This window comes from Pseudoalteromonas sp. BZK2 (genome assembly GCF_014349195.1).
GTDB lineage: Bacteria > Pseudomonadota > Gammaproteobacteria > Enterobacterales > Alteromonadaceae > Pseudoalteromonas > Pseudoalteromonas simplex.
In genome coordinates, this window is record NZ_JACSOG010000021.1 from 50,515 (window position 1) to 73,393 (window position 22,879).

The window sequence follows — 22,879 nt, forward strand, 5'->3', positions numbered from 1 at the left end:
CTTTGGGAACGAACGATTACCAGAAGCGGTAGTAAATAAAGGCAGTAATACCAATAATACCCGCGGTATGAATGTAATCCCACTTATCTAAGCCGGCAGCTACTTCTTTCATAGTTGCTTTATCTAGGCTTGAGAAAGTAAGACCTTTCAATTGTTCTTCGTCTGCTTGTTTGGTGAAAATACTCACCACAATCATAATCGCAACGACCACGACAAATAGCAGAATACAGTAATATAACCAGTTCATTGTGGTGATCCACGCAAATGATGAACCTGTTAAATCATCTTTAAATGGCAGTAACACTAAGCGGATCATACCAAGCACAAAACCTGATACTAAGCCCACAAAACCCGCTGTTGGAGTGATGCGTTTACTACATAAACCGAGTAAAAATACCGCAGCAATACCCGGTGCAATAAGAGACTGAACACTTTGCAGATATTCATAAAGCACATCGGCAATTAAGCTCATGACGGGTATCCACAGAAGACCTAATACAACAATCACGATAGTGGCAATACGGCCTACTTTCAGAAGGTGCTTCTCAGATGATTCTGGTTTGAATTTCTTATAAAAATCAATGGTAAATAAGGTTGCTGATGAGTTAAATAATGATGCTAAAGAGCTCATAAGAGCCGCTACTAAACCACCGATTACAATCCCCTTAACACCTGCTGGCAATAGCTCAGCAACTAACGTTGGGAAAGCTTGGTCAGCACTTTCATAGCTAATAATACCTTTAACATTCAATGCGTATGCAATCATGCCTGGTACTAAGAAGATAAATACAGGAAGTAATTTTAAGTAACCAGCAAACATGGTACCGCGACGGGCTTCTTTAATGCCTTTTGCGGATAAAACACGTTGTACGATGTATTGGTCTGTACACCAATACCAAAAACCAATAATGAATGAACCAAAAATAATGCCTGGCCAAGGGAATTCAGCATCTGAAGCACTGCGAATAAGGTGCATATTAGCATCGTTGATACGCTCAACTTCTGCCCAGCCACCTACTTTATCTAGTCCAACAACTAATATGACCAAGGAGCCAATAATGAGCACAGGGGTCTGCAACACCGAGGTCCACATAATGGCTTTCATACCGCCAAGTACCGTATAAATACCGGTGATCACCACAAGCCCAATCGCTGAAATCCAGAAGAAGTCGATGCCCCAAATGCTCTCGATACCTAAGATTGTTTTAAATGCGATACCGCCGGCATAAACCGTTACCGCAACCTTGGTTAATACATAACTAATCAATGAGATAACAGATAAGAAGGTACGTGATTTAGAGTTAAAACGGCGCTCTAAGAATTCAGGCATGGTGTAGACTTTACTACTCCAATAGAAAGGCACGAAAATCCAACCGAGTAGTAGAATGATCCACGATTGCATTTCCCAGTGAGCCAGTGCCATACCCGATTGTGCGCCTGAACCTGAAAGGCCCACTAAATGTTCCGAGCCAATGTTCGATGCGAAAATAGAGGCACCAATCACTAACCAACTTGCATTACGACCCGCTAAAAAGTAATCAGCGGTGTCTTCTTCTTTTTGTCGCATAGACATCACGACAACGCCTAGTAACAGGACAAAAAATCCTGCTAGCACTGCCCAGTCTAAGGTACTTAGTTCGACCATCGTGTGTTCCACCTAATTTTGAAAGAGAATTTTGCTTTTTTAGTTGTTGAATAAAAATATTATATTATAAATAAGGTAAGTGAAAGAGATTTGTTAAAATAAGGTGACAGTCTGTAGGTAAAATGGTGACTGCATTGTTTGAAATATAGACACTTGTATTAGGCTGTTTTTTGCTTGTTATTGATTTTAATCAATTATTTCCAGGATGACGGAATAGCTTTATAGATGTATCATATTACTCAGATCTTTTGAGGAACACACATGGCGCGTTTAGAAAATTTAAACCTATCACAACAAGTTACCAATGAGCTTGGTAAAGCAATAATTGTTGGTGATTATAACACTGAAACGGGGCTACCAACCGAAGCACAACTTTGTGAAGTGTATGGTATTAGCCGCACAGCTGTTCGTGAAGCAGTGAAAATGCTTGCTGCAAAAGGACTGATTTCTTCTCGTCCACGACAAGGTATTCGTGTTGAGTCGGCGGAGAACTGGAACTTATACGACACAAGCGTATTAAAATGGTTGTTAGAAAGCAGCCCATCGCTTTACGTACTTAAAGAATTCTTACAAGTGCGCTTGGCGATTGAGCCGCAAGCAGCAGCACTTGCAGCCAGAAAAGGTGACCAAGCAGCCATTGCAGAAATTAAAATGGCACTCGATAAAATGCAAGCGGCAGCAGAAGAGCCAGAAGGCGTAATGCATGAGCCAGACCTTGCCTTCCACACGGCAATTTTACATGCCAGTGGTAACCGTTTTTTCTATCAATTACGTGATTTTATTCGCACTGCATTACACGTAAGTATTCAACATACTACACCTGCTAAGGGTAATAAAAAGGCGATCGCTGAAGAGCACTTTAAAGTGTATAACGCGATTGCAAGCGGCGATCCTGAACGTGCTAAAAACATGATGACGTACATGATTGATGAAGCAATGGCGTTTATTGAAAAAGAAATCGCTGATAAAGAAGCGGCTCAATAAGTATCGCTTCTTGACGTTGTAATTACTTTAAAACAAAAGGTTATCATGCCAAATTCAAACGAGCTAAAAACAGTTTACCCAAGCCTTGCTGGTAAGAGTGTGTTTATTACTGGTGGTGCATCGGGAATTGGTGAAGTAATGGTAACGCGGTTCTGCGAGCAGGGCGCGAAAGTCACCTTTGTTGATATTGCAACCGAGCAAAGCGATGCGTTATGCGCAAAATTAGCGGGTAAATATGAGTTTGACCCGCAGTTTATCCATTGTGATATTCGTGATGTTGAAGCCTTAAAAGCGGCCATTGAGCAAACGCGTCAGCAACAGGGTGACATTGGTGTGTTAATTAATAACGCAGCCGATGACACCCGTCATGCCGCTGAGAATATGGATGTGAAATATTGGGAAGATAAGTTTGCTGTTAACTTGCGCCCGTGTTTCTTTTCATCGCAAGCTGTAGTTGAACACATGCAGCGCTTGGGCGGCGGTAGCATTATCAATATGGGGTCGGTAAGTTGGCGTATTAAGCAAACAGGCATGCCAGCCTACACAACCGCAAAAGCGGGAATTGAAGGTTTAACCCGTTCATTAGCTGCTTCATACGGTAAAGACAATATTCGTGTGAATTCACTGGTTCCGGGTTGGGTGATGACAGAGCGCCAAATGACTCATTGGCTAACCCCAGAAATGATTGAAGATGTTCGTTTAAGTCAGTGTATTAACGAAACAATACAACCAGACCATATAGTGAATGCCGCGTTATTTTTAGCTGCTGATGACAGCCGCATGATGACAGCACAATCACTGATAGTGGATGCAGGTTGGACTTAATTAAATTGTTAGTTGCTTTAAGTTAAATTAAACCAAAGAAAAAATTTTACACGATCCAAATAGTACTATAATAATAAATAATTATTTTAAACATTTGAATCTAATAGTTAGGAAGGTGGTAAGAAAGTTTGACCGACTTTGTACTTGTTTATTTAATTCTGATTATTGGCGCTTGCCTGCAAAGTGTTATTGGCTTTGGTTTAGGCATGCTATGTGTGCCTGTACTTTACTGGCTGATGCCAGAGCTGGTGCCTGGGCCAATGATTTTGAATGCGCTGTTTTTAACGTCGGTGTTAATGATTAAACACCGCGGTGCGATAGACATGAAACAGACGGGCATTTCCATTATTGGTGGTGCAGTGGGAGTTATTCTTGCTGCTGTGGTGATGTGGTATGTCAATGCGAAGCAGTATCAACTCTTGCTAGGAGTGAGTATTTTGATAGTGGTGGCATTGTCTATCATAGGTATGAAACCAAAAATTTCTACCATTACAAGCTTACTTGCGTCAATGTCGTCGGGCTTCTTAGGCACCACAACGTCTGCCGGTGGGGCACCGATGGGGCTTCTCTATCAAGCTGAAGATAAAGACAAAATTAAAGCAAACCTGAGTGCCTTTTTTGTATTTATAAACTTGTTTGGCATAATTGTATTGATGCTAACAGGCTCTGCCGATATGGGCGATGTAAAGCTGTTCTTTTTTTGCTTACCCGCCATTTTAATTGGCTGGGGCTTATCGTTTGTGATCAACAATAACCTCAATGAAAAGGCCATTCGCGGTATCATCTTGCTGGTTGCGGGTTTATCTGGTCTAGCACTTATTTTCATACACAGATAGAATGAGAATAGTTCAGCTTTTTGTGTAGTGAAGAAAATGCTCGATGACACCATTAAAATAATCATTTCTAGCCAATGCCAATTGGGCGAAGGTGCCTATTTTGCTAAGGCACATAACTGTTTATTTTGGGTCGATATTTTAGGGCAGCGTTTGTTTCGTTTACAGTGTCAATCGATGCGCGTTAGCCAGTTTACTATGCCAGAACCGATTTGCTGGGTGATGGAAACCGAGCAAGCTGAATTAATCGCAGGCTTTGCCAAAGGCATTTATAAACTAAATAGTGAAGACTTTAGCCGCGAACTTCTTTACTCAATCGACCACGAACCCTCACAAAACCGCTTAAACGATGGTAAAACGTCTCGCCAAGGCTTTGGCTTTTTTGGCTCAATGGACTCTCAAGAGCAAACCGATAGTGGCAAGTTATACCGTTTTGGTCATGGTCAGGCTCCGACAGCGGTTGATCATGACTACACAATTAGTAATGGCCCTGCGGTAAGTAAAAATGGTCAGTTTTTATATTCTACAGACTCAGATAAACAAACAATCTACCGCTTTACTCTGAATGAGCATGGCGAGCTTGCTGATAAACACGAGTTTATTCGCTTTACTGACAATATGGGTTTTCCTGATGGCATGACTGTTGATAGCGAAGATCATCTGTGGGTTGCTGCATGGAATGGTTATGGCGTGTATCGTTTTGCTCCAAACGGTGAGCAAGTACAGTTTATTCGCTTACCCGCACCGCGTGTTACGAGTGTCGCATTTGTAGGTGAAGAGCTCACGCATCTGGCGGTGACAACAGCGGCAGTAGGGCTCGAAGACTCCGTGCTCGCTGATTACCCGCACAGTGGTGGCGTGTTTATTCTTGAGCCGGGCGTTAAAGGTATTGCTGAAACGCCCTTGAAGCTATAGGTTTTTCATTACTTGATAACGCAACTCGCCAATAAACGAGCGTGCTGCAGGACCCAGTTTGTCACCGTCTTTAAAGAGCAAATGTAACTTAGCGCTGCGACTGCTGTTATGAGTTAAATTAAGTGCTTTCATTTGCCCTGTCGCAAGTTGTGTTTCTATCGCGACTTTTGGTAACCACGCAAAGCCCAATCCATTACTGATCATATCAATCGAAGTGCGCATATGAGTGACGGTCCAGCGCTGATCGGCACCTAACCAGCCACCATCTTGTTTGTGCTTATTCGCTGAATCGCGAACAACAATTTGGCGGTGTGATTTTAAATCTTCGAGGGTAATTTCACGCTCTATCGCATGCAAGGGATGATCTGGGTGGGCGACGGCAATAAACTCGATATCACATAACTCTTCGTGAAAGCTTGCCGCAATTGGAAAGCCGGTAATAGCAATATCAACCTGATCGTTTTCGAGCAGTTCATTGCCCCCCATTAGTACAGACTCATGCAGCTCAATACGCAGCTGCGGGTATTGCGATGAAGTGTCGTTAAGTACCTTATAAAGCAGTTGCTGTGGGAAAATAGCATCAACGGCAATGCGTAACTTACTTTCGATACCTTCACCCAAAGTTTGCCCAATGGCCTCAACTTTAGCGGCTTCATCGAGTAAGTAATTGGCGCGCCGTAGCATCATCTCGCCGGCTTCAGTGAGCACGGTTTTACGGCCTTGAATGCTGAATAATTTTACATCGAGCGCAGATTCAATTTTGCCAACTGCGTTATGAATACTCGATTGGCTTTTATGAATACCTTGTGAGGCTTGGTTAAAGCCTCCAAATTCAACAACAGCACGAAACATGCGCCACTGTTCTAGCGTAATTCTTAGCATGATGTTCCTTTGCTTACTTAACTACCTAATAGTACCTGTAAATGCTGAAAAAGTTTACTTTTTAGGTGAGGGCAACTCAATATACTCAAGATCATCACCGGGGATTTTAGCAAAACGCTGTGCTTGCCAATCTTGTTTTGCTTGCTCGATGCGCTCTTTGCTGTAAGCAACAAAATTCCAGTGTAAATACGGGACTTTATTGAATTTACTGCCACCGAGTAAAATAAAGCGGCTGTGCATTAGAGTCGTTATTTCGTGTTCGCTGTCATCAAGTAGCACAAAGTCACCTTGGGTATAGCGAGTATCACCCACACTAATTTCACCGTAAATAACATACACGGCGGTTTCATGATGAGGATGAGGTTTAGTAATTTGGCTGCCTTGCTCTGCTACTGTATCGACATAAAACATCGGAGAGTAGTTTTTCACTGGGGAGCTTAAACCATATGCATCACCGACAATGAGTCGCATCAGCACGCCTTTTTCGATTTTCTCAGGCAGCTGCTGTTTTTTGATATGCTCAAAGCGTGGTGCTATTTCGGTCATGCTCTCAGGTAAAGCAACCCAGCATTGCAGACCATTAATTTCGTGCTCGCTCGCCCGCACTTCAAGGCTTTCTCTTTCTGAGTGCACTATACCGCGACCTGCGGTCATCCAGTTAACATCGCCGGGTTCTATTTGCAGGCTATTACCTAGCGAATCGCGATGGTAAATACTGCCAGTAAATAAATAAGTGAGCGTTGATAGGCCAATATGAGGGTGAGGCCTCACATTTATGCCTTCACCGCGAGGAAAGTGATTCGGCCCCATGTGGTCAAAAAAGATAAATGGTCCTACCATTTTTTTGTCAAAATGCGGCAAGATGCGTTTTACATCTAGCCCACCAATATCGTGGCTGGTTGCTGTTAATAACGTTGCCATTTTCGCGCTCCCTTAAAAACAAATTCAGCCAACAACTTAGGTCATTGGCTGGTAGAAATATTACGCCTGACTACGTTTTAACACTAGTTGATCTAGGCTGATTTTGCCTGCACCAACACTGGCTAATGCTAAAAAGCCGCCTGCCATCGCAATGTTTTTGTAGAACATTAAAAATTGCATTTGATCATCAAGTTGAAAGTGGAATAGTAAAGCGCTGACTAAGCTGAAACCAGCAAAAGCGATAGCGGTTAGTTGTGTTAAAAACCCTAGTAAAATAAATAACCCGCCAACAATTTCAAAAGCAATCACAAACGGCAGTAAGAACTCTGGTAAACCTACTGATGCCATGTACTGTGCAGTTGCATCAAAGAATTCTATTTTGCTAAAGCCAGTTAGTAAAAAGATGGCCGATAAACCAATACGCGCCAATAAAGTGCTAATATTTTGTAAGTGTGGTTGAGCTGAGATTAAAGTAAAAAGTTTCATAGTAGGTATCCTGTTTAGTTGAGCAGTGTGTCTGCGATGGAGTAACTATAGGTTCACTTTAAAAGAATTAAAAATTGTAAAAATAGCGTTTATCATTCTTTAAAAGAGAATTTAAAAGGAGGTAAAATATGAAGTTGTTGTTATTAATAGGGTTTTGTTTTTCGGTGGCTAAAAGTAGTTTGGTGTTTGCTGAACAAAATTTACCAAATAGTCGTCATTATGAGTTGCTAGCTTCAGATATTGCTGTGCAGCAAAGCTGGCAAGTTAAAGACGCAATCAAAGGTTATGAGTTGCTGGAATATCAAATTAACCTTAATAAAGGCACTACTTTAACGGTTGATTTTGCTCCATCAAATTCAAGCAACTACTTTAATATTTTACCACAAGGCAACCCAACAGCTTTGTTTGTAGGCCCGGCAAAAGGTGACCATGCCGAGATTAAAATTCCTGATAATGGCGATTATGTGATTCGGGTGTTTCTAATGCGCAATGCTGCGCGCCGTGATGAGCAAAGTGAATTTACTGTCGATATCAGCGTCGTAAAAAGTACATTAAGAGGCATGCACCCAAGCTGGGATGTCGATGGTGATGGGGTAAATGATTGCGAGAAAGACGGTAGCTGCGATCACACGGTTGACTACAGTCTTCCTCGAAAGTTGAATTAGGCCTTTATTGAGGCCTAATCAGCTTATTATTCAGGCGCTACTTCAAGTGTTGTGAATAATGAGTAGCGTACGTTATCGATATCGGCTTCAGTTGGTTTTTGATCAACAGATGCTTCAATTAGATACATATCGGCGTGAGCGAATGTCACCGTAAAGAAGCCTTTTTTATCGGTTGTTACTTTCACTTCGTCACGCTCGTTGCGGTAGCGTGCACTACCACGAACAATCGCAAGCTCAACGTCGGCAGCTGGTTTGCCATCCATTAATAATTGGAACTTAGCTTCTTCACCAGCAAATAGATCGTTCGGGTGAGTAGGTCCTGAAATTTCTAAGCCTTGACCAAGCAATGTTGGCTTAGAAGTACCATTACGGCTGACAAAAGTATCAACAGTTGCGATTGATTTTACAGTGCGCACGTCGGTTGCGCCTGCTGGTAGGTCTGCTTCTTTTTTACCTGCGAACACACGGCCACGGTTGCCATCTTTGTCTTTATAGAAAGTCATTAGCATTGGCTTTTGCTGCATAGCAATGTGGTAAGTACCGTCTTGCGTTAAGCTCACTGCCGCTGAGTTTTTGCGTTTTAAATAGTATGCGCGAATCGTTTCTTCGACCGGCTTACCATTTGGTGCAAGGGCAACTAATAAGTTGTCGTCATACTCTGCGCCTTTTTGTTTTGGGCGGTATGCTTTATCTGGGCTAAATAACTCATTAGAAATACTGGCATCGATCATCACGTAGTGAGTTTTCTCACCAGATAAAGAAGTGTGAGATGGCATTAACCAACGGGCATGTGCTTGTGCGTAGCCAGATGCAAGTGCTGTGAAGGTCACAGCGCCGATCAGCGCTGTTTTTAATAATTTTAATTTCATTGTTTGTCCTTAATTACTGGTTATGGTAACAAAGCTAGTCGCGAACTCTTTTTCGCCTTTAATTGTGACTTTGCCGTCTTTTGTTAAGTCGATTTCAACGCGGGTGTAATCTCGGCCACCTTCTTCACGTACAACTTCAACATTAAGTAGGTAGCTGCCAGGTTTAACTGGATTACCTTTTAAATCTTTACCTTGCCATTCAATCGTATAAGTACCTGGGCGTTTTGTTGCACCTGTCACACCATCAAAGTTGTCGTTGCTACGACCGGCTTTTCGCCACCACTGACGTAAGTCTTTAAACCATTCAGCTTTTTCGACCCAAAGTGCAATCGTGGTAACGTGTTTACGTTCAGGTGTTTCTAGCCATAACGCCACGTAAGGGCGATGATATGGAGAAACATCTAGCTCAGGTAAGGTAAATTCAACGGTGAGGTTGGGATCTTTTGCAAAGCTCAGTGGGCTGAATAAACAGCCAATTAGTAGAGCAACGAGTAAGTGGGCTTGTTTCATTAAGATACTCCTTTAAGTTGAGGCACCCAAACTAGATAAATAACCAAAGGCGTGGCAACACCAAGAAGCGTTAACCAAAGACCTGCGGCACGTTTTTTACGGTTTTGAAAGAGAATAAATAATCCGGTGACAGCAAACAGAATCATCAAAACTGCTGAAATATCAATCACCCAGCTCCATGCTTCACCTGTATGACGGCCCTTGTGTAAGTCGCCGATCAGACTCATAAAGCCACCGGTTTGATAATCAATATTAAGTTCACCGGTTTGAAAATCGATTTCGGCGTAGGCAAAGCCAGCCGGAAGCGGGTAGTCGAGCATCACCAAGGCATCTTCTTTTTCCCACTCAATACTTTTTACATTGCTGAGTGAAAACTGCTGTTGCATGTATTGCTCTATTTCAGGGTAAAGGCTTGGCAATGTGTCGAGGTTTGTTTGCGCTTTTTCAAATAACTCAGCAGAAACAAGTAGTTGGTTCTGACCATTATGTTTATCATTTTCGAGCCAACTAACGTGGTTAAGGATGATGCCGCTGACACAAAATAAAATAAGTAAAAAGAATAAGGCCGTTGAGAGGTATATATGTAAGGCACGGCTAACGCTATAAAAGTTGCGTTTGTTAAATGAGAACATAATGCGGTTTATTCGTTAAAGATACAAATATGATAATGATTTGTATTACCGATAACAAGCAGGTTTACGTTCTTTACATTTCTTTGTGCTAGAAATGAATAGCGAGATAAGCCATAACTGCTAGCTGCGAGCTGAGAAAACAGGCAAGCAACATCAAGCGCATCTGTGTGGTTATATTAACTTGAATTAGGGTTGGTTTATTGGGCGCAGATGGGCGGTTACTTAAATAAGCTAATACGCTCAACTCAATCAATGCCACAAGATACATCACCCAAATTGGCGCGGTACTTTGTAGTAAAAAAACATATCCGACAGCCATACCAAAACCTGCTAATAACTTAGCACGGGTAGGGACAACCTTATGCTCTTGCCAAAACCTTAACGGTTGGCCGTATCTTGGGTGGTTTAGCAGCCAGGCAGAAAGCTTGGGTGATGAGCGGGTAAAGCACGCCAATGCTAGTATAAAAAAGATAGTCGTAGGCATCACAGGTAATGCAATACCTATGATACCTAAACCCACCATCAATAACCCGAGTAATTGATAGCAGCCATTTTTATAGGCGTTAAACGCCGCTCTCACATTCATCAATAAAGTTGGGCCTGATAAAACTTAAATCGTTGTAGTGCTTGCTCGATACCTATGATCAAGGTGGTTTGTATTTATTGGTTTTAGCAACATAGTCTACACCATGTTGTTTATTTAACTTTAGCTCAGCTTAATATTATTAGCTAACACTATAGGTAAACTTACTTCAAACAAATGAAAAGCCCAGTTTAAACTGGGCTTGTAGGTCTTATTTTTGGCTATTTCTAGAAATAATAACCAATATTGATATTGAAGCGAGTTTCAGTGTCGTCGCTGTCGCCAGCAATTGAGCCGCCAACAAATGGTTGGTTTTTCGCTTGTACAAAATCAAAATAAGTGAATAAGCCACCTGCGGCAACAGATACCCCTGTTACATTCATCCATGTATCTTCGCTGTTATCTGACTTGTCATAAATAATGCCGTAGTCATTATAAAACTGCAGGTTTGTTACCGGACCCCACTCTACAGGCAGGCTGTAAGCGATATTGGCATTAGTCATGGTTGCTTCTGCGGCAATGCTATCGTAAAACGCATAAGCACCCACAGCCATACGGTCGACGTTGTCGATATCGTAGTTATACTCACCATGCTGAAGCTGGAAATTCCATGGGCCAATAGTACTGTTTAAGTGCAGTGCCCAAGCGTAGTAATCGCCGGCTTTGTCTTCGCCGTCATGCAAACCACCTGATAACGCAGAAACACCTAGCTCGGTGGTGCCGCCGTCATGCTCAAAATGATAGCCATAACGGCCAGAGAAGGTATTGTACTCACCAATCGGATTGGTTGGTTCGGCATAAACACCTTCATCAGCAGAGCGGAAACCGACAACATCATATGAGTAGCGGTCGCTTCTATCGTCTACATAGCCGTCAACACCACCTAGCTCATCATTTTTGAAAAAGCCGAGATCAATTTGCCAGTTATCAGCAATTTTGCGCTTGAATAGAACACCTAAATCATGATCATCTTCAAGACCTATATAATAAGTAGTGCCAAAGAAATAGTTGTGCGAGTTGTAAGGCCAGTTACCAAAAGGCACTTTGGTAATACCTGCCTGCACCTGCCAGTCTTCAGCAAAGTCATAGGCTGCATAGGCATATTTAACTGCAGTCATGTAATCGAAAAAACGGATCTCAGCGTTAAGCTGTACATCACCGACATCGCCTGCAAAATTTAGTCTGAAGATGTCAAAGTCGAAGTCGCCACCGCGGTTTTTATTACCATCGTCATAGGATGTATGGCTGAAGTTGGTACGTACTGCACCCCCAACCTTAATGCCAGATTCTTTTTTAGGAGCTTCAACAGCCGCTGTTTGCTGCTCAAGTTGCTTTTGTTGCTTTGCTACTTGTGCATCAATTTGCGCTTGTTTCTCGGCTTGTTGCTGTGATTTTTCTTCTGCAGCATCAAGTTTGCTTTGCAGTTGCTGCATTTGCTGTTTCAGTAACTGCAGCTGTTTTTGAAGGTCATCAATTTCAGATGCCTGACTAAGACTTGAAGTTGTGCCCAAGGCTATTGCGAGGGCTAACTTTGATAGTTTAAGCATGAATTTTCGCTAGTGTTGGAATGGGTACTACCAAGCATAGTTGATATTCATGCTGAACCCAAGACTAGCCACAGAAAATTAATATTAATCAATCAGTTTTAATTTTTACTGTGGTTCTAATGTCTTGGTGATTGCGCCAACTTCAAGTAGTGGTGAAGCATCAAGTTGATCTGCATCCATCATTGCGGCAATACGTTGCATTGATGAAAGTAATAAGCTTTGTTCCCACTCTTCGAGTGCTGAGAACTTTTCGATGAAGTGCTCTTGCAGAGGTTGAGGTGCTTGTTCTAATAGCTGTTTACCTGCTTCTGTGAGATGCAAACTAACTCGGCGTTTATCTAATTGGCTACGTACACGGGTGATCAGGTTACGGTTTTCTATACGGTCTAAGATATTGGTAACCGTAGCCGGGCTTAAATTTACATTTTGTGCAATGCGACTAGCGGTTATGCCATCGGTTTGTGCAACCTCGTTCATAATCAGTAATTGTGGGCCTGTTAAGCCTGAGGTTTTATTGAGCTGTTTTGAATGAAGGTCGATGGCTCTGATCACTTTGCGCAGCGACACTAGTAGCTCGTCATACTTTTGCATGTTTCTGTCTCTTAAATAAGGCGGCGTGGAACAACCGCAATCGCAAAATATTACACATCTAATAAATTGAGTTCAAATAAATAATAACTATGTGTCTTATAATTTGCGGCCATAAAGGTTGTTATCGTGTTTATTTATTAATTAGAGTAGAAATTAAAACATAAAAGTTGAAATTTAGATGGAGTAATTGTTGTTAACACTTAAAATGCAACTACGAGGTGACACCATCACTTTGTAGTAAAACAATTTATACAAATAACTAAATATTATTTACTAAAAGCCACTGCATTGGGTAAGGTGGATTTTTCTTTCATTAAATGGGACGAGTTATGAAGTTATCGCCATCAGTTACGATTGAGCAAAGTGAAACCGGGCTTGAATTTATTAAAGTTGCTAGTGAGTTTTGTCGCGCTACTATTTTTCTGCAAGGTGCGCAGATCACTGAGTTCACGCCAACCGATAAAAAGCCACTATTATGGGTCTCAGAATTAGAAGATTTCCAAGAAGGCAAAGGTGTGCGAGGCGGTATTCCGATTTGTTGGCCATGGTTCGGAGTAAGCCAACATGAAGGCTGGCCAGCTCATGGTGTTGCTCGCACAAGTTTATGGCGTGCAGAAGAAGTGAAAGAGCAAGACGATTCTATTTATATCAGCTTGTCATTACCGATGACGCAAGTTGATGAAAAGTATTGGCCTTATAAAACTAAGTTATTGGCCGAGTTTATTTTAACCTCTAGCTTAGAGCTACGTTTAACAACCACAAACTTAGATAACCAAACTGTACAGTTCACTCAAGCACTGCACACGTATTTCCCAACACCAGCAATTGAAGAAACAAAAGTAGATGGCCTGCAAGGCGCGAAATACATCGAATTTGCTGAAGGTCCATTTGAGCAAAATGAGTTAGTGTCGTTCGCGCGTGAAACAGACATGGTTTACACCGAAGCAAAAGACACTCAGCGTATCATTACACCTGATGGCATTATTGAAGTAGGCCGCGAAAATTCAACATCGTGTGTACTTTGGAACCCATGGATTGATAAATCAAAACGTCTTTCTAATTTTGCTGATGACGAATATCACGTCATGCTGTGTTTAGAAGCGGCTAATGTCCTTGATGATAGTGTTGAACTTGCACCAGGAGCAAGCCATACACTTGCAACAAAACTACGCTGGGTATAATTTATAACATATAATAACTCAGTGTTAGCACGTAAGGCCGGCACCGCTGGCCTTTACAAGGAATTACCGTGTTTAGTAATCAACAAATAGAAACCCTACCAAAGCATCAAACGATTCAATTCCAACCACTTGCAGATAATGCGATATGGCATGTACAACTAAATTGGTTGTTGTTTTATGTGCCTTTAATGGCCGTGATCATTACAGTACGGCACTTTAATCCAGCCATTAGCCAAGCTATTGCTACACCTTGGCTTTTGGTTTTGCCATTGTTGGTAATACTGTCAATGGTTTACAACCTTTACAGCGTTCGCGCCAAAGGGGTGGCAGTAAGAGAGCATGATATTGCCTTTAAGCGAGGTTTAATTTGGCAACAAATCACCTTATTGCCTATTTCTCGCGTGCAACACACCGAAATTCATCGCGGCCCAATTGAGCGAAAGTTAGGACTCGCAACACTCAGGCTTTACAGTGCCGGTGGCATGAGTGCTGATTTACATATCAGTGGGTTAACGGACGAACAATGCAATGATGTCCGCCAGTTCGTGCAAAGTTATGGTGATAATGCAGCAACTCAAGAAAATGAGCTTGCCGATGAGTGAGCAACAATGGCAACGCGTGTCGCCATGGGCGCTACTGTATTTTATTGTTCACTTTGCACTGCGCTTCATAAAAGATGGGCTGCTTAATTTACTGCCTATTTTGGTGTTATTTGTTACGCAAGTTGAGCAAAAGCTGTTTTGGGGGCAAATAGCTGTTGCCGTGGCCTCTTTAGTTTTAGTGCTGTATGCCTTTGCTTATTATCGTAATTTTAAATACCGCATAACGGATGGTCACGAAATACTGCTCAATAAAGGGGTATTTAAAAAAGAGCGGCTAACCCTAAAATTTGCTCGAGTACAGAACGTAAACATTGCCGAACCTTTTTATTTTCAGCCAGTTAATTTAGTTAATTGTATTTTCGATGCCGCCGGTAGTAGTGCTCAAGAAGCTGTGATCCCGGGAGTTAAGCTTAGCTATGCCGAGCAAGTTCGTGAACAAGTTATGGAATTTAAGGCTCAGTTACAACAGCAAGAACAGCCGTCTATTGAGCAGAGCGAAGCAACAGATAAACCGAAAACCTTAACGATCAGCAATGCTGAAATTGCTAAGTTTGGTTTGATGTCGAACATGGCAATATTGGCATTGGCTGCACTTGCTCCATTTATGAATGTGATTTTTGAGTACCTCGAAAAAACCATCATAAACCGCCTAGAGGCCATACTGAATGAGCAAGCTGCGTTCGTTGGTAGTGCCGCTGCAATCGCTGTGTTAATCATGGTTGTTGCCATTGTTTTATGTGCTATTTTACTTTCTGTTGTCATGGCCTTGGTGCGCTTTTTTAACTTTCAGCTGTATTTTCAGGACGATAAGTTTAAGCGTGTGGCAGGTTTATTTGAGCGCCAGCAACTCTCGATCAGCGTGTCGAAAATTCAAAGTGTGCAAATCAAGCAAAATATTATTGCTCGGCTGCTTAATCGCTATACCTTAATTTGTCCACAAGTGAGTAGTGGTGGTATGGCTGCTGGGGTTGCGGCACATAAAAATAAACAAACGTTAGTGATGCCAGTAATCACCAAAGAGCAAGTGCAAGCCGTGTGTGGCTGGTTATTTCCATGGTTTGTTGATTTAACAGAGCTTAACTTTGTTAAGCCTGAGCGCGCTTTACTTTATAAGAATACGTTTTTATATGTGGTCCTACCTACTATATTTTCTGCTTTAATTTTCAATGTCTTATTTGATGCTGCTACGATGCTGTGGAGCATTGTCGTGGGCTTAGTTTTGATGATCGGTGTGTTTTTGAATTATCAAAAAACGGGTGTGGCTATGTATCAACATGACGGCCGCTTTTTTGCCGTATTTAAAACCGGCATGCTGGGTGTGCAGTATCGTGTTTTTGAAATCTATAAAGCACAAAGTGTCACCACAATAAGCACTTATTTAATGCGCCGATCACAGCTTAAAAGCTTGTATATACAACTTGCTTCTGGTTCAGTATCAATGCCTTATTTAAAAGCAGAGCTGGCTGAGCAGTTTGCTGATTTCGCCCTATATGAAATAGAAGGCGTCGAGCGGAATTGGCTTTAAATGAAAATAATTATCAATATCATTGACCTGTTTGGGTTTTTGAGTATACTTTCTCAAAAGCTACAGATGGAGGTTCGCAATGATTTATTTACTACCTATTTTAGCTATTTCAGGTGTTGTCGGATTGCTTTGCTATGCTCGCAATAAGAAGGAGTGTAAAGGTCTTTGCGTAAGTTGTGCAGTGACTTGTATTGCTTTGCTTGTGACTGGCGCGATGGCTCTTGCGGGTCTTGGTGCATTGAGAAGCAGTATTATGTTTGCAGCGACAATATTTATTGTTTATCAATTACTAGGCTTGGTTCGCCCACTTAAAATCGAGTAATTTCTTACACTTTTTAACTTCAGCCTTTTTAAAAAGCATCGCATACTAATCCTTAAATTAAGTAACTTGCTAATCAAGGATTGTGATGAAAAAAGCCCTGTTAACTGCGGCACTACTTGCTGCTAGCCACGCTTCAAGCCAAGAAACTTGGCAAACCATTCATACCGAACACTTTAACGTGCATTTTAGTACTGAGAATCAGCAATGGGCCCGTTCAGCAGCAACAGAGCTTGAAATTGTTCGTGATAAGGTTTTAAAACAGCAAAACCGTGCCCTTGATGAAGTGGTCGATGTACTGGTTTTCGACCCGTTTAACGCCTCCAATGGCTTTGCTTTGCCTGTAACTAATAAGCCTTTAATGGCCTTGTTTACTACGCCCCCGCAATCCGACACGGTGATTTCTAACACTGATGGCTGGCAGCAGTTATTGATTTTGCATGAATATATTCATTTAGTGCATCTTGCTCAGCCTACTCGAAGCGACGTACGTCAGGTTATTCGTAATAGTTGGGATATTTACGATTTAGTTGATGGCGAAATGCCGCGCTGGGCTGCCGAAGGCTATGCAACGCTGCTTGAGTCGAAAATGACAGGCCGAGGCCGTTTATACGATAACCTTTCAGAAGCAATACTGGTTGAATTTGCCCAGCAAGGTGCGCTGCCACAATATAACCAATTGAGTAGTACCGAAGGAGGCTATTTAGCTGGCTCAATGGCGTATTTAATGGGTTCTCGCTTTCTTGCTTGGCTCGAAGAGAACTATTCAGCGCAAACTCTTGATGCAGTTTGGACACGTATGCAAGCGGTTAAAGCACGTGATTTTGATGAGGCCTTTAGCGGGGTATTTGGCGACTCACCTGAGCGCCTATATCGTCGTTTTATTGCCGAATATACTTATAAAGCAATGGCTAAAGAGGTAAGTGAGCAAACACTTACAAGCAAGCTTTGGTTAGAGCTTGATTTATACGCTTCGAACCCTGTTTTAAGTTTAGATAACAGTAAACTTGCGATTGTTGAGCGCAACAAAGATGACGAAACCCGTTTAGTCATTTATAGCACTGATGACAATCAACAGGCTGCCGATGATTTTGCAAAGCAGCAACAAGCGTTACTTGATGATGATCCTGTCGATATCGCAGATAAAGCCCCCAATGTCTTTAAGCGTAAGCAAAAACATGTGCTTCAACAAATTAATAGGCAAGGTATAAAAAACCCGCAGTGGTTAGACGAAAATACTCTGTTTTTCACTGCCACAACAACAGTTGCTAAAGGCTCCATTCAAGGTATTTCTGATTTATACCGCTATGATATCGACACTGGTAAAGTGAGCGCTTTGACGCATCATGCGGGGCTGCGCCGCTTTAGTATTAGTGATAACGGGCAAACTGTTTATGCTGAGCAAACTCAGCATGGTTTCTCTGAGCTAGTGCGCCTTGACCTCAATACGGGTGTTTCTACCCCTTTATTTGAGAAAACCCTAGAAACGGTTTATGACTATCCATTACTAAGCCCTAATAAAGCTCAACTTGCTTATTTAAAAGCGACATTGAATGCCAATTGGAAGTTGTATATACAAGACTTAAGCTCTCAAAAATCACTTACTGTGCCAATGCCTGAGGGCTATCAGTATCTGTCACAACCTAATTGGCAAGCAGATGGCAAAGGGCTATATTTTGTTGCCGGTAAAAATAAAGCTCTCGATTTATATCATTATGATCTCCAAAGCAATTCACTACGCCAATTAACGCAAGGCCAAGAAGCTGTTGCACACCCAATGGCAATGAATAATGGTGAACTTTTGTATTTATCGATCACTGCTGAAGGGCCGAATATCAAGCATTTTGCTGAGCAACCACAAGGATTAGAGGTTGTTGAATTTGCTAAAAGTGCGGCGCCACCACGAGGGCAAGTAACGAGCGAAGTATTACCTGAGGCGAAAATCTATCCGCAAAGCCCAACTGAGCCAGCCGATTATGATATTTGGCAGCAAAAACCAACCTTTTCGTTGGCATCTCAGTACTATTCGGCTTCATCTTCACTGCTTACCCTTGGAGTAAAAAGCAATGACTTTTTAAAGCAGCTCGATTTACAGGCAGGCTATAGTGCTGATTTACATGACAAAGCATTAGAAGGGGTGTTCGCGGCCGTTAAGTACTCAGCGTTTGATTTAAAATTTAAAGCGCTGTTATTTGATTACGACCTTGAATCAGCAAAACAGTACCACTCACAAATGCCACTAAACATTAGTAACACAGGGGCGCATTTAGCTTTGAGTTACCCGTTGCAGTTTCAGCAGCTTAGTATTACACCGAGTTTGAGCTATAACTACAGTGACTTTAGTAATGAGGATGATCAATGGTTAACCCTTGGCCTTGAACAAAAATGGCAACATGATAGACAGCAATATGGTTTTTCTCAGTCCGTAAGTGCCCAGTGGCTATCCGGTGATGCTGACTCGAATAATTGGCAGGGCTATAACTTTGCTACCGTATTGAGCGGTTATGCCTATGATATTCCCGTTTATGTTAATTTTGCTCAGCAATATCGCGATGACAGTAGCCTTGCGCTTGGCGGTTATGAGTCAAACTTAATTAATAATGACACGCAAAGTGGCTTTGTTGTTGCCCCTGAGCTGCCGTTTATTAGTCAATTAGGTAACCGCTATAAAGGCTATGGCGGGGGTATTAGTTACAAAGATTCATTACCTTGGCTTTATTACCGACAGCATCAGGTCGATAACCGAGTTTATGCACAAAGTTACGGTCTCAAGTGGCAAGGAGACTTTAGCTTTGGCATGGGGCCTGCAGGTTTAAATGATGTAAACCTTGATTTTGGCGTCGCCCGAGTAGAAGGCGACGACTTTGAAAATGATTTACGCGCTTGGCTAAGCTTTTATTACTCGTTATAAACTAGTGTTGACCTTTTAAGGCGAAAAGCTTGGCGTGATAAAGTGCTAGTTTTTCGTCTTTATTTTCTATCTCAATGGCTTTTTCTAGCCATTCTTTGCTGCTTTGTTCATTACCTTGCTGATAACTTACAATCGCTAACTCTATATATGGTTCAGATAAATACGGAGCTAATGCGATAGCCTCCTCGAGTTGTTGTTTTGCTTTGTAAAATTGGCCATTGTTACGAGCGTTAATCGCTGTAGCGAGTAACTCGAACGGGTCTTGTCTAAGCATAGCAAGTTGTGAATTGAGCTGCTCTGCCAAAACCTGATCATTCAGTTGCTCGGCCAGCACTGCGTAATTATGTAGTAAATTCGTATCTTTAAAGCCATGCTGCATCGCTGTTTGATAAATATGTTTTGCTCCAGCTAAATCACCCGATTGACGATGTAATACGGCAGCTAAATTGTAAAGCGCAGCAGAATTTGGTGTATATTCATTGGCTTTTAAAATATAGCTGTAGCTCAAATCAAATTGGTTAGCAATAAGTGCGTCGCTTGCTAAGTTGCTGTAATAACGGCTAATTAAATCTTTTAGTTCAGCGCGGCCGGAATAAAAACTACCACGAGCAGGAAAGTAGTCAATGACAGTACCTGGCGGTACCAAATAATTATCTTCTTCACTTAAAGGGGCATAGACTTTGGTGCGAAAATGGCCTGACACATACACTATATTATTTTGCTTACTATAAACAGGCTCACTTGAGACCGCTTGGAAACCAGTTTTGAGCCCGACTAGTTGCGCGTATGCGTGAGTTAAAATTGCTAAACTGATGCAATTGCCTTGCTCATTTTGTAATGCCTGTTGGGCATTTAAGGTGGCGCTAAAATAATTAAAATTACTGAGCTTATTTTCTAAGTATTGATAAAGAACTTGATCATCTCTTAAATAGTCACCTTGGTGTCTTGTGAAATAGTTAAGGAAGCGTTTTTGTTCCTCGGCTGGTAAGGTAAAAAGTTCAGGGTCTTTTAGTTCAACTTGTTGAAAATGTTCATTGTTTAGTAAGCTGGCAACGCTAGGAGGGGGGGCTGACTGTTGGCTTGTACTCTCGCATCCAGCCAAAAAGGAAAATAAAACAATTACATATAAAATTGGCTTCATAGCTTTTCTCTCCTGAATACTATCCGCTCAATGTACCCATATTGCAGTGACTATTCAAGTAAGTCGTTAGTGTCATCAGCTGTAAACAGCTTGTACGGATATCTTGCCAATAGTCAATTGTATATTTTTTATTCTTTATTGCATTCTAAAACTCTCTCATTACAATGCCGCGCTCTTTTAAATCGCTTTAAAAACAGTTGTTTACTGCACTTTCATGGGCGATTTATAAATTGCTAACTTATTAACTAAATTGTAACGAGAGAGGTCTGTTTTGGCGCACTTTTTGCCGATTATTTCATGCTTTATTTTAGCGTTTAGCTTTTATCCGCTTTTAAATAAGATCCGTAAAAATCGCAGTGTGTCGGGCGTTTCGCTGTTAATGATGAGCTTTGGTGTTGCGCAAAGTGTGTATTTCATCACCTTTAATCTGTTTTTTCAGCGTTTTTACATGGTTTTGCCGTTTGTTGTTACCGGCATGCTAAGTGGTGTGATTCTTTACTACTTTGTTCGTTACAATGCTGAACGAAAGCAACGCATGCAGCTAGCTGGGTTATTAGCCATCTCGGTCGTGCCTTTTGGTTTGTTGCTTAACCCTCATTATGAAACAGCAACGGTGCTTAACTGGCTAACTTATGTAGGTTTAGTCATGAGCTCTATTCGTGTTATGCCGCAGACTTATAAAACCATTAAAAGTGGTGATATTAGTAATTTAAGTGCGCGCTACTTTAGCCTACAGTTTGTTGCTGGAAGCTGTGGCCTCGCTGCCGAACTTGCTATGGCGACACCAAGTGTGTCTCACATACTAACCTTTGTGATGATATTACTGACTAATGCAGCGCAATTAGGATGTATTCAGTATTATAAATCACGCCCTGCAATGGCTTAAATGCCTAAGTAATATTCCGTTTATTAACTCGTTGCTTTATGGCACATTATCTTATCGCTATCGAAAGGATAAGATATGAATTGGAATCAATTAGGCTATTTATGTCGATTATTATCGCCAATAAGTGGCCTAAATAAAGCACAGCAAGAAGCGCTTAGTGCCCCGCAACACTTAGAAATTTATAATGATGGACAAAAGAATAGTCCATTAGCCACTAAGCTTGCAAAAGACCTTAAAGAAGCTGAAGGTGAACAGCAGCAAAGGTTAGCGTTAAGTTATGCAGCGTTATCATCAACACTAAAAGAGCACTCTTTCGACTATAAAACCAAGTTGCTTTATCTGGGTGTACTTTTCTCAGTTTTCATCCTCGTTAACTTTATTTATCAGCAATTTGTTATTCCTTCATTCTCAAATGTGTTTAGCCAATTTGATGTGCAAGTTACAGAGCACATGGCTAATTTAGCTAGGTTCTGGCTGGTAGCAAGTATTGCGCTCGGCTTGTTCTTGATGGTTATTATATTGACTGTAAATGCACTTCGACAGTTTGCAAATCTGACTTTACTGAATGCTTCATCAGCCCAATTAGGGCTAATAATCCCCAAACAAATTAGGCACAATTATGACGCTTTAGTCGCTCTAATTGAGTTCCCATTATATGGTGCATTACAAGGTGATAATCGTGAGTTATCTCATTTAAAAGCATGTCAAAGTAATGGCTTGGATATTGCCGAAGAGCTAGAGCTCCTTGTAGTCAATAAGCTTGAAAGCTTACGCGGCGATATCACAGCGCATATCCACAGACTCATTACTGTATTTAGTATTTTATTGGTGATATTAATTGCCCATTTCTTAATGGGAGCATATGAGCCTCTATTCTTAATGGGAGAGATAGTATGAAAAATAAAGGATTTACGCTGATTGAGTTAATGGTTGTAGTCGCCATCATCGGCATTTTAGCTTCTGTTGCATTACCACAATACAGTCAATATATTCAGCGCAGTGAACTAGCGGATCCCTTAGCAATGGCTTCTACAATCCGAGAAGATGTTACAGCTTTTTACTTGGAGCAAGGCCACTTTCCAAAAAACAATGAGCAAGCAGGTGTCCCTGCAAGTAAGTTTTTAATTGGTAATCGGATTACGGGGATCACTGTTGAAGGCGGAGCGATTCATATTAGCTTGGGCAATAAGGTATCTATGCCTTTGCAAAATACAGTATTAACTTTTCGCCCTGCGGTTGTTGTCGGAAGCCCTACAAGCCCTATCGCTTGGCTTTGTGGGTTTGATAAACCTGTAACGGGTATGCAAGCGGTTGGTGAGAATAAAACGACTGTGCCAAAAGATATATTACCTTCATCGTGTATTGATAGAGGCTGATTTAAAAAACAAAAGGCTGCCACTTGGCAGCCTTTTTTGTGTTGCTAAGA

At 41.6% G+C, this 22,879-nt stretch carries 23 protein-coding genes and 1 pseudogene; 13 read left to right on the forward strand and 11 right to left on the reverse strand.

Going from position 1 to position 22,879, the window contains the following annotated elements; genetic code table 11:
• Positions 1-16: 16 nt before the first annotated feature.
• A complete protein-coding gene (locus BIZ38_RS13730) occupies positions 17-1,645 on the reverse strand; it encodes a sodium:solute symporter (protein ID WP_187490522.1) in 1,629 nt (542 codons plus the stop codon).
• A 261-nt stretch (positions 1,646-1,906) separates the two neighbouring features.
• Here BIZ38_RS13730 and BIZ38_RS13735 point away from each other — a divergent pair, with 261 nt between their 5' ends.
• From BIZ38_RS13735 to BIZ38_RS13750, 4 genes are all read left to right on the forward strand, one after another.
• A complete protein-coding gene (locus BIZ38_RS13735) occupies positions 1,907-2,629 on the forward strand; it encodes a FadR/GntR family transcriptional regulator (protein WP_054552285.1) in 723 nt (240 codons plus the stop codon).
• A gap of 45 nt (positions 2,630-2,674) precedes the next feature.
• On the forward strand, positions 2,675-3,454 hold the full coding sequence (locus BIZ38_RS13740) for an SDR family NAD(P)-dependent oxidoreductase (RefSeq protein ID WP_138599112.1): 780 nt from the start codon (positions 2,675-2,677) through the stop codon (positions 3,452-3,454).
• A gap of 128 nt (positions 3,455-3,582) precedes the next feature.
• Complete coding sequence (locus tag BIZ38_RS13745; RefSeq protein WP_054552287.1) at positions 3,583-4,290, forward strand: sulfite exporter TauE/SafE family protein; 708 nt, start codon at positions 3,583-3,585, stop codon at positions 4,288-4,290.
• Positions 4,291-4,326: 36 nt separating this feature from the next.
• The gene (locus BIZ38_RS13750) at positions 4,327-5,202 is read left to right on the forward strand and encodes an SMP-30/gluconolactonase/LRE family protein (protein ID WP_187490523.1); all 876 of its coding nucleotides are present in this window, start codon (positions 4,327-4,329) and stop codon (positions 5,200-5,202) included.
• Here the strand turns inward: BIZ38_RS13750 and BIZ38_RS13755 are convergent.
• From BIZ38_RS13755 to BIZ38_RS13765, 3 genes are read right to left on the reverse strand one after another with little or no spacing between them, the layout of a single operon-like run.
• Positions 5,197-6,084, reverse strand: coding sequence for a LysR family transcriptional regulator (locus tag BIZ38_RS13755; protein ID WP_138619607.1), 888 nt, complete (start codon positions 6,082-6,084; stop codon positions 5,197-5,199). The genes BIZ38_RS13750 and BIZ38_RS13755 overlap by 6 nt on opposite strands.
• Before the next feature lie 54 nt (positions 6,085-6,138).
• The gene (locus tag BIZ38_RS13760; protein WP_187490524.1) at positions 6,139-7,005 is read right to left on the reverse strand and encodes a pirin family protein; all 867 of its coding nucleotides are present in this window, start codon (positions 7,003-7,005) and stop codon (positions 6,139-6,141) included.
• A 60-nt stretch (positions 7,006-7,065) separates the two neighbouring features.
• Positions 7,066-7,491, reverse strand: a complete 426-nt coding sequence (locus tag BIZ38_RS13765; protein ID WP_054552291.1) for a DoxX family protein — start codon at positions 7,489-7,491, stop codon at positions 7,066-7,068.
• Positions 7,492-7,619: 128 nt separating this feature from the next.
• Here BIZ38_RS13765 and BIZ38_RS13770 point away from each other — a divergent pair, with 128 nt between their 5' ends.
• Positions 7,620-8,156 carry a hypothetical protein gene (locus BIZ38_RS13770; RefSeq protein WP_187490525.1) on the forward strand — a complete coding sequence of 179 codons (537 nt, stop codon included), beginning with the start codon at positions 7,620-7,622 and terminating at the stop codon, positions 8,154-8,156.
• Between the two features lie 26 nt (positions 8,157-8,182).
• On the opposite strand, the gene BIZ38_RS13775 is transcribed toward BIZ38_RS13770, so the two are convergent.
• The 6 genes and pseudogenes from BIZ38_RS13775 to BIZ38_RS13800 form a co-directional block, all read right to left on the reverse strand.
• Positions 8,183-9,025, reverse strand: a complete 843-nt coding sequence (locus BIZ38_RS13775; RefSeq protein ID WP_138599108.1) for a DUF4198 domain-containing protein — start codon at positions 9,023-9,025, stop codon at positions 8,183-8,185.
• Positions 9,026-9,034: 9 nt separating this feature from the next.
• The gene (locus tag BIZ38_RS13780) at positions 9,035-9,535 is read right to left on the reverse strand and encodes a DUF2271 domain-containing protein (RefSeq protein WP_054552294.1); all 501 of its coding nucleotides are present in this window, start codon (positions 9,533-9,535) and stop codon (positions 9,035-9,037) included.
• Positions 9,535-10,167, reverse strand: coding sequence for a PepSY-associated TM helix domain-containing protein (locus BIZ38_RS13785; protein ID WP_054552295.1), 633 nt, complete (start codon positions 10,165-10,167; stop codon positions 9,535-9,537). Before BIZ38_RS13785 ends, BIZ38_RS13780 begins: the two co-directional genes overlap by 1 nt.
• 196 nt (positions 10,168-10,363) lie before the next feature.
• Positions 10,364-10,753 (reverse strand): annotated as a pseudogene (locus BIZ38_RS13790) (YbaN family protein); the annotation flags it as partial.
• 224 nt (positions 10,754-10,977) lie between these two features.
• Positions 10,978-12,297 (reverse strand): porin, encoded by a 1,320-nt coding sequence (locus BIZ38_RS13795; protein WP_054552296.1) that lies wholly within the window; start codon positions 12,295-12,297, stop codon positions 10,978-10,980.
• 105 nt (positions 12,298-12,402) lie between these two features.
• Positions 12,403-12,888, reverse strand: coding sequence for a MarR family winged helix-turn-helix transcriptional regulator (locus tag BIZ38_RS13800; RefSeq protein WP_054552297.1), 486 nt, complete (start codon positions 12,886-12,888; stop codon positions 12,403-12,405).
• A gap of 329 nt (positions 12,889-13,217) precedes the next feature.
• Here BIZ38_RS13800 and BIZ38_RS13805 point away from each other — a divergent pair, with 329 nt between their 5' ends.
• From BIZ38_RS13805 to BIZ38_RS13825, 5 genes are all read left to right on the forward strand, one after another.
• On the forward strand, positions 13,218-14,069 hold the full coding sequence (locus BIZ38_RS13805) for a D-hexose-6-phosphate mutarotase (RefSeq protein ID WP_187490526.1): 852 nt from the start codon (positions 13,218-13,220) through the stop codon (positions 14,067-14,069).
• 68 nt (positions 14,070-14,137) lie between these two features.
• Complete coding sequence (locus tag BIZ38_RS13810; RefSeq protein WP_054552299.1) at positions 14,138-14,671, forward strand: PH domain-containing protein; 534 nt, start codon at positions 14,138-14,140, stop codon at positions 14,669-14,671.
• Entirely contained in the window at positions 14,634-16,196 is a 1,563-nt protein-coding gene (locus BIZ38_RS13815; RefSeq protein WP_262387612.1) for a PH domain-containing protein, read from the forward strand. Before BIZ38_RS13810 ends, BIZ38_RS13815 begins: the two co-directional genes overlap by 38 nt.
• Positions 16,197-16,275: 79 nt before the next feature.
• Positions 16,276-16,518, forward strand: a complete 243-nt coding sequence (locus BIZ38_RS13820; RefSeq protein ID WP_054552301.1) for a hypothetical protein — start codon at positions 16,276-16,278, stop codon at positions 16,516-16,518.
• Positions 16,519-16,603: 85 nt separating this feature from the next.
• A complete protein-coding gene (locus BIZ38_RS13825) occupies positions 16,604-19,426 on the forward strand; it encodes a TolB family protein (RefSeq protein WP_187490527.1) in 2,823 nt (940 codons plus the stop codon).
• Between the two features lies 1 nt (position 19,427).
• Here BIZ38_RS13825 and BIZ38_RS13830 read toward each other — a convergent pair whose 3' ends face one another.
• On the reverse strand, positions 19,428-20,567 hold the full coding sequence (locus BIZ38_RS13830) for a tetratricopeptide repeat protein (protein ID WP_054552303.1): 1,140 nt from the start codon (positions 20,565-20,567) through the stop codon (positions 19,428-19,430).
• A 271-nt stretch (positions 20,568-20,838) separates the two neighbouring features.
• On the opposite strand from BIZ38_RS13830, the gene BIZ38_RS13835 reads away from it, so the two are divergent.
• The 3 genes from BIZ38_RS13835 (at position 20,839) to BIZ38_RS13845 (ending at position 22,829) form a co-directional block, all read left to right on the forward strand.
• Complete coding sequence (locus tag BIZ38_RS13835; RefSeq protein WP_054552304.1) at positions 20,839-21,453, forward strand: PQ-loop domain-containing transporter; 615 nt, start codon at positions 20,839-20,841, stop codon at positions 21,451-21,453.
• Between the two features lie 75 nt (positions 21,454-21,528).
• Entirely contained in the window at positions 21,529-22,350 is an 822-nt protein-coding gene (locus BIZ38_RS13840) for a hypothetical protein (RefSeq protein ID WP_187490528.1), read from the forward strand.
• Entirely contained in the window at positions 22,347-22,829 is a 483-nt protein-coding gene (locus tag BIZ38_RS13845; RefSeq protein WP_187490529.1) for a pilin, read from the forward strand. Before BIZ38_RS13840 ends, BIZ38_RS13845 begins: the two co-directional genes overlap by 4 nt.
• The last annotated feature ends 50 nt before the right edge of the window (positions 22,830-22,879 follow it).

Bases quoted from the DNA above. Each gene is read 5' to 3' on its own strand.
- BIZ38_RS13770 (WP_187490525.1), top strand. From the start codon at position 7,620: ATGAAGTTGTTGTTATTAATAGGGTTTTGTTTTTCGGTGGCTAAAAGT.
- BIZ38_RS13845 (WP_187490529.1), top strand. From the start codon at position 22,347: ATGAAAAATAAAGGATTTACGCTGATTGAGTTAATGGTTGTAGTCGCC.
- BIZ38_RS13730 (WP_187490522.1), bottom strand. From the start codon at position 1,645: ATGGTCGAACTAAGTACCTTAGACTGGGCAGTGCTAGCAGGATTTTTT.
- BIZ38_RS13840 (WP_187490528.1), top strand. From the start codon at position 21,529: ATGAATTGGAATCAATTAGGCTATTTATGTCGATTATTATCGCCAATA.
- BIZ38_RS13805 (WP_187490526.1), top strand. From the start codon at position 13,218: ATGAAGTTATCGCCATCAGTTACGATTGAGCAAAGTGAAACCGGGCTT.
- BIZ38_RS13825 (WP_187490527.1), top strand. From the start codon at position 16,604: ATGAAAAAAGCCCTGTTAACTGCGGCACTACTTGCTGCTAGCCACGCT.
- BIZ38_RS13795 (WP_054552296.1), bottom strand. From the start codon at position 12,297: ATGCTTAAACTATCAAAGTTAGCCCTCGCAATAGCCTTGGGCACAACT.
- BIZ38_RS13785 (WP_054552295.1), bottom strand. From the start codon at position 10,167: ATGTTCTCATTTAACAAACGCAACTTTTATAGCGTTAGCCGTGCCTTA.
- BIZ38_RS13765 (WP_054552291.1), bottom strand. From the start codon at position 7,491: ATGAAACTTTTTACTTTAATCTCAGCTCAACCACACTTACAAAATATT.
- BIZ38_RS13780 (WP_054552294.1), bottom strand. From the start codon at position 9,535: ATGAAACAAGCCCACTTACTCGTTGCTCTACTAATTGGCTGTTTATTC.
- BIZ38_RS13750 (WP_187490523.1), top strand. From the start codon at position 4,327: ATGCTCGATGACACCATTAAAATAATCATTTCTAGCCAATGCCAATTG.
- BIZ38_RS13740 (WP_138599112.1), top strand. From the start codon at position 2,675: ATGCCAAATTCAAACGAGCTAAAAACAGTTTACCCAAGCCTTGCTGGT.
- BIZ38_RS13755 (WP_138619607.1), bottom strand. From the start codon at position 6,084: ATGCTAAGAATTACGCTAGAACAGTGGCGCATGTTTCGTGCTGTTGTT.
- BIZ38_RS13815 (WP_262387612.1), top strand. From the start codon at position 14,634: ATGCAGCAACTCAAGAAAATGAGCTTGCCGATGAGTGAGCAACAATGG.
- BIZ38_RS13830 (WP_054552303.1), bottom strand. From the start codon at position 20,567: ATGAAGCCAATTTTATATGTAATTGTTTTATTTTCCTTTTTGGCTGGA.
- BIZ38_RS13820 (WP_054552301.1), top strand. From the start codon at position 16,276: ATGATTTATTTACTACCTATTTTAGCTATTTCAGGTGTTGTCGGATTG.
- BIZ38_RS13760 (WP_187490524.1), bottom strand. From the start codon at position 7,005: ATGGCAACGTTATTAACAGCAACCAGCCACGATATTGGTGGGCTAGAT.
- BIZ38_RS13775 (WP_138599108.1), bottom strand. From the start codon at position 9,025: ATGAAATTAAAATTATTAAAAACAGCGCTGATCGGCGCTGTGACCTTC.
- BIZ38_RS13800 (WP_054552297.1), bottom strand. From the start codon at position 12,888: ATGCAAAAGTATGACGAGCTACTAGTGTCGCTGCGCAAAGTGATCAGA.
- BIZ38_RS13735 (WP_054552285.1), top strand. From the start codon at position 1,907: ATGGCGCGTTTAGAAAATTTAAACCTATCACAACAAGTTACCAATGAG.